Here is an 11,841-nt window from a genome sequence, read left to right on the forward strand (position 1 = left end):
TAAATTTCCCACTAATTTAAATGGAGATTACTTACTATTTCATATAGAATAGATAGATATGTAGAGAGAGAATCATGTGCTGGGAGATGAACGGAAGTGTATTGCCATCATTGCGGAAAGAAGCGGACCGACGATGCCATCTATTGCAGCCAGTGCGGCAGACTGCTTGCTATGGAAGAGGGGACGACAGCGGCAGTTTATGAGAATCAGACTGTGGTTTTATCGGAGACAGCCGTTTCTATAGAGACTTCATATGAGAGAGAATTAGCCAGTATGAACACCAGCTTGACTAGTGCTGTACGGAGAAGGAACACGAAGCGAACGATTTGGGCATGGTTAATGCCCATTATGCTTGCCATTGTCACGGCGGGATCTTTGTTTAGCTACTTTCTCTATCAATCAGGAATGAATGATAGAGTCGTCCAGCTTCATGCTAAGGCGAAGGAGGAGGCGCTGGCAGGCAAGTATGCGGAAGCGCAGGCGCTGCTTAAGGAAGCGCTGACCGTTCGTCCAGGCTTTGCTGCGGCGAAGAAGGATGCAGAGGTTGTTGAACATGTCGCCGCGCTGTCCCAATCTCTTGCGATTGTTGGCAAGAAGCTCGAGGAGCAGAAGCAAACGGAAGCGGAGGAGTTGTTAGAGCCGCTTAAGAGCGAGTTGAAGGGTCATACTGAGCCTATCTATGCCAAGGTGAAAGAACAGCTCGGCGAGTATAAGGTGCAGCTTGAACTGATGAAGCTGACGGAAGAGCTTGCTGATTTGAATACGGTGGACGAGCTTGCAGCAAAGCTTAATGTGGCGAATCATTTAGAGGGTGAAGAAGCCTCTGCCGTGCAGGAGCAGATTTTGGCGAAAATCGTAGATATCAGCTGCACGGAAGCGGAAGCTTTCCTTAAGACCAAGCAGTACTCAGACGCCCTAGAGGTAACGGAAAGGGCACTGGAATTCGCCAAAGACAACGAGCAGCTAGCCGCGCTTGAGAAAAAGATCAATAAAGCGCAATCCGACTATGAGAAAACGGAGCAGCAGCGGTTGGAGCATGCGATGCAGCAAGCGGCAGCTGAGGATTTAAAAAACCAGACAGCGGCTGTAGAGGTCATTAAGATTGATTCGATGCTTGATGAGTTTGGTGACCTTACGATTACTGCGGAGCTGAAAAATGCAGCCACGCGGCCTATTTATTCGATTACCGTGAAGTTTAAAGTTTATGATGCGGCAGGCGTAGAGGTAGGCTCAGGCACCGCAGCAGCCACCCCGGATTACGTCGATGCAGGCGAGAAAATGAGCTTCACCAGCACCGTTTACGGCATACATGTTGAAAATACGACCGTTGTCGTTGATCATGCGACTTGGTATTTGGATTAAAGGGGGCGATGAGATGAGTAGACGAGCATGGATCAGCGCCATCGCATCAACCCTGATTTTATGCGGAGGCTTGGCTGCCGCCTGGGGTATTCATACCGAGGTGCCTAAACAGCTTACAGGCAAGCCGCTGCTTGCGGTTACGGCAGAGAAAAAGACAAAGACGCTTAAGGACATCATTTTCGAGACGCAGAAGCTCGTCGTGATGATCGAGACGGAAGATGGCGATCAAGGCTCAGGCTTTCTCTATAATTTGGAGGGCGATCTGATCACGAACGCGCATGTCGTAGCTGGCTCCCATAAGGTGAAAATTAAAACGGCGGATGCGCGCGAGCTGGACGGCGAGGTTATCGGCATAAGCACGGAGACCGATATTGCCGTCGTCCGCGTAGCCGCTCTTGCAGGCACGGAGCCGCTGCAGGTTGTACGTGACGAGAAAGCGGAGGTAGGCGATGAGGTGCTTGCTGTAGGCAGTCCGCTTGGTTTTCAAAATACGGTTACGACCGGTATTATTAGCGGCCTAGGCAGAAGCTTTGAGATTGAGCCGTATTTGTACTCCGATTTATACCAAATCTCTGCCCCGATTGCTCCCGGCAATAGCGGAGGACCACTCGTTGATCGTAAGACGGGTGATGTGCTCGGCATTAACTCGGCGGGCTACGAGCAGGGCTCCATTGGCTTCAGTATTCCAATAGCGAACGTCATTGAGATAGCAGAGGGCTGGTCCAAGGAGCCGATGACGGAGCTTCCAGAGCTTGAGCAATCAGAGGAATCGGCTGATTTGGAGGATAATGCGTCGGTAGAAGAGTTCGCGGGTTACCTCGTTACGCATTTCTATGACAGTCTGAACAATGCCGATTACGTCTATGCGTACTCGCTGCTTGGCGGCAACTGGAAGGAAGGCACCAGCTACGAGAAGTTCAGGGAGGGTTACTTGGGTACGCTGAACGTCGTAATTGACAATATGCATGTTTATGACAGCAAGAACGAGAAGGCAACGGTTATTGCAGTCATTTCAGTAGACGAGCGGGTTGACGGCAAAAACGTGCTTAGCAAATACCAAGTGACCTATGAGGTTGGCTACGAAAATGATCAGCTAAAGCTTATTAGCGGCAAAGGAAAGGCGATTAAGTAAGAGGCTGCGGTGGCTGTGTAAAGAGAAAGAGAGAAAGAGCTAGAAAAAAACGAAACAGTTAGAAAGACCGAAAGAGCTAGAAAAAACCGTCCGGGGGTGACGGTTTTCTCTAGCTCTTTGTATTGAAGCTTCGATTTAGATTTCTTCTGAAGGGATGAAGCCTTCGTTTTGGTCAGAAAATTCCGCTTCGCTATCTTCCTCGCGTGGGAAAGGTCTAAAAATGAGCTCCAGAGCAACAGAGTCATTGCGCTGAACGGGGAAGTTAAGCAGCGTTGCTGGAATAATGCGTCCATTTAATAGCAGGCGGTAGCTAATATTGCCGCCAATCGGAATGCCGCTAACGGAAACGATTTGCCCGTTAAAGTTGAAACGTACGACTCCTGTTTCAGCAAGAGCTTGATAAATTGACAAGCCCGGACGGAAAGGCACGCGATAAGCTTGCGTCACGTACGGGAATATTCTTCCTCCATTAATGACGACCGTTACAGAAGCTTGCGGTACAGGAGGGAATGGGAACGGAATCGGAAATGGAATAGGGAACGGGAAAGGGAATGGCCCCGGTCCTGGCGGGAATGGCCCCGGCCCTGGCGGGAATGGCCCCGGCCCTGGTGGGAACGGCCCCGGCCCTGGCGGGAATGGCCCTGGCCCTGGCGGGAACGGCCCTGGCCCTGGCGGGAACGGCCCTGGCCCTGGCGGGAACGGCCCTGGCCCTGGCGGGAATGGCCCCGGCCCTGGCGGGAATGGCCCCGGCCCTGGCGGGAATGGCCCTGGCCCTGGCGGGAAGCCGCCCGGTCCACCCGGTCCGCCGCCTGGCGTAGGCATCGGCATGATCATGCGTGGTCCACCGCAGCCGCAGTCACTGCCGGCTTGTGCGTATTGCCGCGGAGCTGCAACAAATTGTTGCTCATTAGCGTAAGTATAGTCCATGCAAGCACTCAGTCTCCTTCACGAAACAGTTTAGGCATATATCCTTCTGTATCGTATGCGGCATACGCCTATGCGGTGTTCGCCAGTTTTTATAAAGGGAGCGATAATCCAAATAACTCCTGCTTCGTAATTGTGGCAACCGGAAACCCGCGACTTTGTCTGTATAGCAAAATATACATAGCAAAACAAGCTCTCAGATCGACTGTAGAAGCTCGTTTTATCTAGTGGATTTCATATTCGAATAGGAAAAATTATTCCAAATACAATGTTTTTACTGAGCTCGGCAAATACCCTCAACCGAAATGATTCCCGTGGGGCAGCTCGGGAAAAATAACGGGAAATTGTCCAGTTAATTTTGCGTTTAGAAAGCATTTCGATCATTTAACTGGAAAAACTCACGTTAAATAAAGCATATTCATCTCAACTGAGCCATATTTAAAAAATTAACGGGAGAAATTCCTTATATTTCCGATTTTCGTCCAAAATCATTCGAATTAACAGGAGTTTTTCCTGTTAATCATGCTGATGGTTGCCTGGAGCAATAGCTTGGCTGATACTGCCGTCTGCACCTGCGCAACGTAGGTAGTGGATGTTTCGGTTGAGGCTTGTGTCTGAATCTGCGCGACGTAGCTTGTGGATGTTTCGGTTGAGGCTTGTGTCTGCATCTACGCGACGTAGGTGGTGGATGTTTCGGTTGAGGCTTGTGTCTGCACCTGCTCGACGTAGGTGGTGGATGCTTCGTTTGAAGTTCAATCTGCACTTGTACAACGTTGGTGGTAGATGCTTCGTTTGATGCTCCGACTGCACCTGCACAACGTTTATGGTGGAAGCTTCGTTTGATGCTCCGTCTGCACCTGCACAACGTTTGTGGTGGAAGCATCGTTGATGCTCTGTCTGCACCTGGACAACGTTGGTGCTAGATGCTTCGTTTGATGCTCCGTCTGCTCCTGTACGACGTAGGTGGTGGAAGCTTCGTTTGATGTTCAATCTTCAATTGTACAACGTAGGTGGTGGATGTTTCGGTTGAGGCTTGTGTCTGCACCTGTGAAACGTAGGTGGTTGAAGCTTCCACAGTTCCTGCGCAGCGTTTCGCTGGCACTCCTCTCCGCGCGCAGAAGCGCTGCTTTCCTCCTAAGGACCAAGTTGACTGTCCCGTGTATTCACAAAACTGAAAATAAACAAAACAAAACGAGCCCCAGAATCGCTTCCAAGGCTCGCTTTGCATCGAGGGAGTCGTATAAGAATCCCTTAATATTTAGTTGATTCCCAAAACACTACTCTATTAATGAGGCAGCGTCAGTTAGGAAAAACGATATTATTTTACAGCTGCTTCGTAACGTTTGCCAACTTCATCCCAGTTAACTACGTTCCAGAACGCCGCGATGTAATCAGGGCGTTTGTTTTGGTAGTTCAGGTAGTAAGCGTGCTCCCAAACATCAAGACCAAGAATTGGCGTTTCGCCTTCCATGATCGGGCTGTCTTGGTTCGGCAAGCTGTATACTTTCAATTTGCCGTTTGCTACTGCTAGGAATGCCCAGCCGCTGCCGAAACGAGTTGTAGCTGCTTTAGCGAAGTCTGCTTTGAAAGTGTCAAAGCCGCCAAGCTCGCTGTCGATTGCTGCTGCAAGAGCGCCAGTAGGTGCTCCGCCTGCGTTTGGAGCGATTGTTTCCCAGAACAAGCTGTGGTTAGCATGTCCGCCGCCGTTGTTGCGAACAGCAGTACGGATTGCTTCTGGAACGCTAGCAAGATCGGAGATCAAAACTTCGATTGATTTGCTTTGCAATTCTGGAGCGGACTCCAAAGCAGCGTTAAGGTTAGTCACGTATGCATTATGGTGACGGCCGTGGTGAATTTCCATTGTAGTCGCATCGATATGCGGCTCAAGTGCGTTGTGCGCGTACGGCAAAGCAGGTAGTTGATGTGCCATTTTTTACAGCCTCCTAATTATATGTAGTTATCCAAATCCATTATCCCTTATCCGATTGAATAAATCAACATTAATCAACATTAATGTTTCAAAAGTCGCATGTGAGTAGGACGTTCAAACATACCTGAAATAGGGTAACACCATCCTGCATAAATTATGCGAGATAGTCGTTTCGAAACGTGTCCGTTAACAAAAAAAGCGATTAAAACGATGTAAGCGCTTAATATAAAGCGTTTTCAGGAGATAATCGATGATTTGTTTAATTTTTTTAAGGAATATTAAAGATAGAAGCAGGATTTCGTTAAAATTTGTCGTAATTAATCTAAATGCAGTACTATGACATGGTATAGAAGGTGTAATTTTAATGAATGTTCGTTCCTTCCAGTTGTCCGATTACCGACCAATTACAGCACTACTCGAGGATGTACTTACAGAAGAGTGCTACGAACAAACGATGGAGGCTTTTGCCCGCCAGTTGTCATGGGATAGTGATTTAGTTTTAGTCGCTGTCGAAAATTCCGAAATTGTGGGCATGATTATCGGTACGATTGATAATAACAAAGGTTATTATTATCGAATTGCCGTCTCTCCTCTCCACCAACGGAAAGGAATCGGTAGAACGCTTATCCAGGCATTGCGCCAGCGCTTCGAACAGCGCCATGTCACAAAGATACTAATAACCGCGGATGAGCATAATGAACCAGTTCTGCCGCTGTATGAGTCAATGGGCTATGTGGCCAACGATTTTATCAGATCATTTCAGAAACTGAGCATTGTTGCGGGTTAACGCGAACTTTACTGCATGTTAGATTGTACGCAGGGCATATCTGCATCGCCATTGCTTTTGGCGGTGAGATATGCTTTTCTTATTACTATATACTTTTACGAGGAGAACGGGATGGAACCATATCGGCACTGTGTCATCAAAAGCTTCAAACATAACGGTCACATTCACCGTACATGGCAGCAGAATTGGCTCGTCCCGGATGAGCTGCGTGCTGATGAGCATAAAGAGGAGTCGATGATCGTACTCATTAACCGCCAAACGCCGATTCAAGAGTCTGATGGCAAAGTATGGATCAGCCGCGTTCCCGCAGTCTCCTTTTTTATACCAGGGCAGTGGTTTAATATCGTCGCTTTGCTTGAAGAGGGAGGCGTCCGCTATTATTGCAACATTGCTTCGCCGCCTTACTTGCAAGGGGATGTGCTTACCTATATTGACTATGATTTGGATGTTATCCGGACGGTAGACGGCGAAAGGTTCGTTGTCGATCAGGATGAATACGAGATGCATAAAGCAGCTTACCACTATCCGAAAATGGTTGACGACAAAGTGCAGGAAGGTCTGGATGCGCTTTTGCAGCGGATTGATCAAGGGCGTGCGCCCTTTCAAGATCAACGAGTGATCCGCTATTATGAGGAATGGCGCAAACGCATGGATGAGGTGGAGCAATGAGCCCGTTTAATCAGGACCAGGAGGCAGAGAAGACCGCTGGCGAAGCTGCTGCAAGCAATACTACATGGCTGGAAGAGCTGCTGGACTGGACCAAAACATTAGTGTTTGCTTTTGCCGTTGTAATGCTTCTGCATTTTTTTGTATTTAATCTCTCCAAGGTCGAGGGGCATTCGATGGAGCCGACGTTAACGGCGCATGAATGGCTCTTTGTTAATAAATTCATCTATTTGGTTGGCAAGCCCAAGATCGGGGATGTCGTTATTTTGAAGGAGCCGAACACAGCCGCAAAAGAAGAGAAGTATCTGGTGAAAAGGGTAGTAGGCTTACCGGGCGATCGTATCGAGGTTCAAAATCAGCGACTATATCGCAATGGCAATCTAGTGGACGAGCCGTACACGGATACATTAATTGAAGATATGAGCTATGGACCGGAAGTAATCGGCGAGGGGCTGTATTTTGTCATGGGAGATAATCGACATGCAAGAGCCAGTCTGGACAGCAGGACATTTCATGCAGTGCCGGAAGAGCTGATAAAGGGCCGAGCCGATTATATTTTATGGCCATACAAGGAAATAAGAGGGCTGTAGCGCGGTGTGTTCGGAGTAAGTTTGCAACGCAGACCCAGTCTAGTTACATGCTAACGAACTAGGTTTGCTGCGCAAAATCTTTAAGGAGGGGTCGACAATGAAGGACGTTATCATCTATACAGACGGCGCTTGCTCCGGCAACCCGGGTCCGGGGGGCTGGGGAGCGGTGCTGTTTTTTGGCGTTCATCAGAAGGAGATTTCGGGCGGCGAAAAGCACTCAACAAATAACCGCATGGAAATTCAGGCGGTAATCGAAGGCTTGAAGCTGCTGAAGGAGCCCTGTCAAGTAAAGGTGTATAGCGATTCGGCGTATGTCGTGAATTGCTTCCAGAAGGGCTGGATCAACGGCTGGCTGCGCAACGGTTGGAAGAACAGCAAGAAGGAGCCCGTAGAGAACCAGGAGCTGTGGAAGGCGCTTTGGGAGCTTATGCAAAGGCATAAAGTAGAATACGTGAAGGTAAAAGGCCACAGCGATAACGAATGGAATAATCGCTGCGACGAGCTGGCTCGTGCAGCTATTAAAAGGTTATAGCTTATGACAAATAGATGGGCAAAGCTGAAAGAAGAAATGCTGGAGGCGGCACCAAGCCTTGGCATCGACAAAATCGGAATCGCCTCCGCCGATCCTTTCGTTTCTTTAAAACAAATTTTGATCAGGCATCGCGAACTCGGGAGAGAATCCGGCTTTGAGGAGCCGGACATTGAGAAGCGCACGAATCCGGCGCTGCTATTCGAAAATCCGCAGTCGATCATTGCGATCGCAATCGCGTATCCCTCGAAGCTGAAGGACCCTCCCAAATCGGAGCCAGGGGCAAGGCGGGGCATTATGTCGCGCTCGGCTTGGGGTGACGATTATCATAAGGTGCTGAGGAATCGGCTTGCCAAGCTGGAGGCATGGCTGAGAGAGCGAGTGCCGGAACTTCGCGCTGAAAGCATGGTCGATACGGGCGCCTTGTCCGATCGCGCTGTGGCAGAGCGTGCTGGCATAGGCTGGAGTGCGAAAAATTGCTCAATCATTACGCCCGAGTTTGGCTCGTGGATCTATTTGGGCGAGATGATCACGAATTTGCCTATTGAGCCGGATGAGCCGATTACGGATAGCTGCGGTTCCTGCACAAAATGCATTGACGCATGCCCGACGGACGCCTTGGTTGGGCCGGGACAATTGAATGCCAGCCGGTGCATTTCCTTCGTGACGCAAACGAAGGGAATGGTCTCGGACGAGTTTATGCGCAAAATCGGAAATCGGCTGTATGGCTGCGATACCTGCCAGACCGTCTGTCCGATAAATCGGGGCAAAAACTGGACACACCAGCCGGAGCTGCAGCCCGACAACGAGCTGGCAAAGCCGCTGCTCGTCCCCTTGCTTACGATAGGAAACAAGGAGTTTCAAGCGAGATACGGGAGCACCTCCTCGGCATGGCGCGGCAAAAAGCCGATCCAGCGCAATGCGGTGATCGCGCTTGGCAACTTCAAAGAGGCAAGCGCGGTGCCGGATTTGATTCGTGTGCTTGAGCAAGATACGCGGCCGGTGCTTCGCGGTACCGCAGCATGGGCGCTTGCGCGAATCGGCGGCGAGCAGGCCGAGGAGGCATTGCTTGCAGCTTCGAGCAAAGAGAGCGACGAGGAAGCGCTGCAGGCGATAGCAAATGCGCTTGCTCAAATCAACAAAGACGCTGAGAAGATGACGGAAGCAGGTGGCGTGATTGACTGAGCGGCTATACGCGGCCGAGATTGATTCGCCTATCGGAGCGATGACATTAACAGCAACGGACACAGGCATTTGCCATTTGGATTTCTCTTCGTACGCGGATGCCTTGGATAGGCTTCAGCCATGGGCGCTTCGCCATATAGGACCGCATATCTCAGACATTATGCTGGTTGATGCGCCATCCCACCCGCTGCTGAAGGAAGCAGACAGGCAGCTAAAGCTATATTTTGCCGGAGGACTGCAGCAGTTCGAGCTCCCTATTCAGATGTACGGTACGCCGTTTCAGCAGAAGGTGTGGGCAGCTTTGCAGCAAATTCCATTTGGCGAGACACGCACCTACAAAGATATTGCGGTGATGCTTGGCCAGCCAGGCGCGATGCGGGCCGTAGGCGGCGCGAATAATCGCAATCCCGTATCGATCATTGTGCCCTGTCATCGCGTGATTGGGGCGAGTGGCCAGCTGGTCGGTTATGGCGGTGGCCTTCCGATCAAGATGGCGCTGCTTGATCTGGAGTCAAGGACATAATACGTTCGAATTTGTCTGCCTCAAAATGGTTGCGATAAGTGCTAAGCTGTTCATTGCGAACATAGGGTGAACATGCTATCATGGGAACATTATACACAGCAGGAGATTTAGAAAGGATCAGGTGGATGTATGTCTTGGGTTAATATTGTGGTACCAATCGTAACTTTATTGGCAGGAGCTGTAGGGGGCTTTTTTGTAGGCGTTTTCTATCTGCGCAAGCAGCTTGAGAAGATGCAAAACGATCCTGAGATGATTCAAAAGATGGCTAAGCAAATGGGATACAACTTGAATAAACAGCAAATGCAAAAAGCTCAGCACATGATGAAAAATCAAAAAATGCCTCGCAGATAAAGAAAAGCGTAATGGTAGCCGGAAGGAGTGTTCAGAAATGGCGGGTAGGAAAGACTACGTCAATTCAAGTGTGACGAGCAATCGGGAGCAGATTGAACACCACGTGAGAGAAATATTGAAGCTGATTGGCGAAAATGTGGAGCGCGAAGGCTTGCTTGAAACGCCTGCACGCGTAACTCGGATGTATGAGGAAATTTTTGCTGGCTATGAGGTAGATCCACGCGAGGTGCTTGGTGTCACATTCGATGAGCAGCACGAGGAGCTTGTCATCGTCAAAGACATCGTATATTACAGTCAGTGTGAGCATCATATGGCGCCGTTTTATGGGAAGGCGCATATCGGTTACATTCCAAGTGGCAAAATCGCCGGGCTCAGCAAGCTGGCTCGCCTTGTAGAGGCAGTTACTCGCCGCCTGCAGGTGCAAGAGCGCATCACATCGCAAATCGCGGATATCCTTGCTGAGGAGCTGCAGCCAAATGGCGTGATGGTCGTCGTGGAAGGCGAGCATCTATGCATGTGCGCACGCGGCGTGAAGAAGCCTGGCAGCAAGACGGTAACATCCGCTGTACGAGGCGAGTTCCGCAGCAATGCAGCGCTTCGCTCCGAGTTTCTTACTTTGCTCAAGCAATAAACTGCTCGCAATAGAAAGTCCGTCATGGAGAATTACTCCTGGCGGACTTTTTTTAATGGCATTAAATGTTAGAATGGCACCCAAACCAGCCTGCGCGCCTCCTCGAATCGCTCATTCACGTAGTGCCAATTGACCACTTTCCACCAGTCATGCACATAGTCAGGGCGTCTATTTTGATGCTTCAAGTAATAGGCGTGCTCCCATACGTCCAAAGGCAGCAAGGGGACAATATCCCACTGCGATTGATTTTGATGTTTCTCCGCGGTTAAAATTTCAAGCCGTCTGCTGCGCGGACTCCAGACCAGAATAGCCCAGCCGCTGCCCTCGACCTTCTCTGCCGCCTCGCTGAATTGCTTCTTAAAGCCGGAGAAGCTGCCAAAATCGTTCCGGATCTGATTGCTGAGCGCCCCTATCGCCTCACCGCCGCCGTAGGGTGACATCACGTACCAGAACAAGGTGTGCAAGTAATGGCCGGCACCGTGAAAGGCCAGCTCGCGCTCCCAATGCTTCACGAGATCGAATTGACCGGTATCGCGTGCTGCCTGCAGCTGAAGCTCCGCTTTGTTCAAGCCATCGACATAGGATTGGTGGTGGACCTGATGATGAATATGCATCGTATGTTCATCGATATAAGGCTCAAGCTCATCGTAGGCATATGGCAAAGGAGGCAGCGTATGGCCGCCAATCGGAACCACCTGAAGGAGCGGGGTGCGCTGCCGGCTATTGCCGGGGCTATTCACAGCTTGACGATAAGCGCTCATCAGGCCGATGTAATAATTCGATTCCCGGATGGAATGCGAAATAACGGTTTTGGTTAAAGCTGTGGATACAGCAGCCGTTCGCTCAGTCAGCTGCGCGAGCTGATCGACATAGGTTCGGGATTGTTCAAGCGCAGCATCGACAAGCGCGTCAACGGTCTGCTCGACATGTGACGGTAAGCGTGACGGATAGGGCACCCAATCATCCAGCCATTGATTCGTATAATGGGCAGTTTGGGAGAAGATGGGCTCCCACGATTCAAGAAGCTGTACATACTGGCGCTCAAGCTCCGGGGTTGCCTGCAAAATAACGGCGGCATGCTCTTTTTCCTGGAGCTTCCAATGTCGGATTAATTCCATAACGCGAACGGGCATGAGCGTTCCATAAACAAAAAGCACGACCATCGCCTCCTTTTGTCGCAACAAGTGCATCTATGTTAGATGTATTCGTTGTGAAACGGGCTTATGTCGTG

13 protein-coding genes are annotated in these 11,841 nt (G+C 50.1%); 10 read left to right on the forward strand and 3 right to left on the reverse strand.

The annotated features are described in order from the left end of the window. The first annotated feature begins 96 nt into the window (after window positions 1–96). Window positions 97–1,362 carry an FxLYD domain-containing protein gene (locus HI950_RS36725; protein WP_169085955.1) on the forward strand — a complete coding sequence of 422 codons (1,266 nt, stop codon included), beginning with the start codon at window positions 97–99 and terminating at the stop codon, window positions 1,360–1,362. A 13-nt stretch (window positions 1,363–1,375) separates the two neighbouring features. After that, window positions 1,376–2,494 carry a S1C family serine protease gene (locus HI950_RS16350; protein ID WP_169085957.1) on the forward strand — a complete coding sequence of 373 codons (1,119 nt, stop codon included), beginning with the start codon at window positions 1,376–1,378 and terminating at the stop codon, window positions 2,492–2,494. 135 nt (window positions 2,495–2,629) lie between these two features. Here HI950_RS16350 and HI950_RS16355 read toward each other — a convergent pair whose 3' ends face one another. Next, window positions 2,630–3,421 (reverse strand): hypothetical protein, encoded by a 792-nt coding sequence (locus tag HI950_RS16355; RefSeq protein WP_187768106.1) that lies wholly within the window; start codon window positions 3,419–3,421, stop codon window positions 2,630–2,632. A 1,315-nt stretch (window positions 3,422–4,736) separates the two neighbouring features. Then, window positions 4,737–5,348 carry a superoxide dismutase gene (locus HI950_RS16360; protein ID WP_169085959.1) on the reverse strand — a complete coding sequence of 204 codons (612 nt, stop codon included), beginning with the start codon at window positions 5,346–5,348 and terminating at the stop codon, window positions 4,737–4,739. A 364-nt stretch (window positions 5,349–5,712) separates the two neighbouring features. Between HI950_RS16360 and HI950_RS16365 the strand changes: the two genes are divergently transcribed. The 8 genes from HI950_RS16365 (at window position 5,713) to folE (ending at window position 10,610) form a co-directional block, all read left to right on the forward strand. Then, window positions 5,713–6,135 carry a GNAT family N-acetyltransferase gene (locus HI950_RS16365; RefSeq protein WP_169085961.1) on the forward strand — a complete coding sequence of 141 codons (423 nt, stop codon included), beginning with the start codon at window positions 5,713–5,715 and terminating at the stop codon, window positions 6,133–6,135. 111 nt (window positions 6,136–6,246) lie between these two features. Then, window positions 6,247–6,804: a DUF402 domain-containing protein gene (locus tag HI950_RS16370; protein WP_169085963.1), complete on the forward strand. Its 558-nt coding sequence runs from the start codon at window positions 6,247–6,249 to the stop codon at window positions 6,802–6,804. Beyond that, window positions 6,801–7,391, forward strand: a complete 591-nt coding sequence (gene lepB / locus HI950_RS16375) for a signal peptidase I (protein WP_169085965.1) — start codon at window positions 6,801–6,803, stop codon at window positions 7,389–7,391. Before HI950_RS16370 ends, lepB begins: the two co-directional genes overlap by 4 nt. A gap of 97 nt (window positions 7,392–7,488) precedes the next feature. Next, window positions 7,489–7,923: a ribonuclease HI gene (gene rnhA, locus HI950_RS16380; RefSeq protein ID WP_169085967.1), complete on the forward strand. Its 435-nt coding sequence runs from the start codon at window positions 7,489–7,491 to the stop codon at window positions 7,921–7,923. A gap of 3 nt (window positions 7,924–7,926) precedes the next feature. Further along, complete coding sequence (gene queG / locus HI950_RS16385) at window positions 7,927–9,105, forward strand: tRNA epoxyqueuosine(34) reductase QueG (protein ID WP_169085970.1); 1,179 nt, start codon at window positions 7,927–7,929, stop codon at window positions 9,103–9,105. Further along, window positions 9,098–9,628 (forward strand): methylated-DNA--[protein]-cysteine S-methyltransferase, encoded by a 531-nt coding sequence (locus HI950_RS16390; RefSeq protein ID WP_223285318.1) that lies wholly within the window; start codon window positions 9,098–9,100, stop codon window positions 9,626–9,628. The genes queG and HI950_RS16390 overlap by 8 nt, the downstream gene beginning before the upstream one ends. A gap of 129 nt (window positions 9,629–9,757) precedes the next feature. Beyond that, entirely contained in the window at window positions 9,758–9,979 is a 222-nt protein-coding gene (locus tag HI950_RS16395; RefSeq protein ID WP_169085972.1) for a YneF family protein, read from the forward strand. Window positions 9,980–10,016: 37 nt separating this feature from the next. Continuing rightward, window positions 10,017–10,610, forward strand: coding sequence for a GTP cyclohydrolase I FolE (folE, locus tag HI950_RS16400; protein WP_169085974.1), 594 nt, complete (start codon window positions 10,017–10,019; stop codon window positions 10,608–10,610). Window positions 10,611–10,678: 68 nt separating this feature from the next. Here folE and HI950_RS16405 read toward each other — a convergent pair whose 3' ends face one another. Next, on the reverse strand, window positions 10,679–11,767 hold the full coding sequence (locus tag HI950_RS16405; RefSeq protein WP_169085976.1) for a Fe-Mn family superoxide dismutase: 1,089 nt from the start codon (window positions 11,765–11,767) through the stop codon (window positions 10,679–10,681). Window positions 11,768–11,841: the final 74 nt, after the last annotated feature.

Source organism: Paenibacillus sp. PL91 (genome assembly GCF_012935325.2).
Classification (GTDB): Bacteria; Bacillota; Bacilli; order Paenibacillales; family Paenibacillaceae; genus Pristimantibacillus.

Bases quoted from the DNA above. Each gene is read 5' to 3' on its own strand.
- HI950_RS16350 (WP_169085957.1), top strand. From the start codon at position 1,376: ATGAGTAGACGAGCATGGATCAGCGCCATCGCATCAACCCTGATTTTA.
- HI950_RS16355 (WP_187768106.1), bottom strand. From the start codon at position 3,421: ATGGACTATACTTACGCTAATGAGCAACAATTTGTTGCAGCTCCGCGG.
- HI950_RS16360 (WP_169085959.1), bottom strand. From the start codon at position 5,348: ATGGCACATCAACTACCTGCTTTGCCGTACGCGCACAACGCACTTGAG.
- HI950_RS16365 (WP_169085961.1), top strand. From the start codon at position 5,713: ATGAATGTTCGTTCCTTCCAGTTGTCCGATTACCGACCAATTACAGCA.
- HI950_RS16370 (WP_169085963.1), top strand. From the start codon at position 6,247: ATGGAACCATATCGGCACTGTGTCATCAAAAGCTTCAAACATAACGGT.
- lepB (WP_169085965.1), top strand. From the start codon at position 6,801: ATGAGCCCGTTTAATCAGGACCAGGAGGCAGAGAAGACCGCTGGCGAA.
- rnhA (WP_169085967.1), top strand. From the start codon at position 7,489: ATGAAGGACGTTATCATCTATACAGACGGCGCTTGCTCCGGCAACCCG.
- queG (WP_169085970.1), top strand. From the start codon at position 7,927: ATGACAAATAGATGGGCAAAGCTGAAAGAAGAAATGCTGGAGGCGGCA.
- HI950_RS16395 (WP_169085972.1), top strand. From the start codon at position 9,758: ATGTCTTGGGTTAATATTGTGGTACCAATCGTAACTTTATTGGCAGGA.
- folE (WP_169085974.1), top strand. From the start codon at position 10,017: ATGGCGGGTAGGAAAGACTACGTCAATTCAAGTGTGACGAGCAATCGG.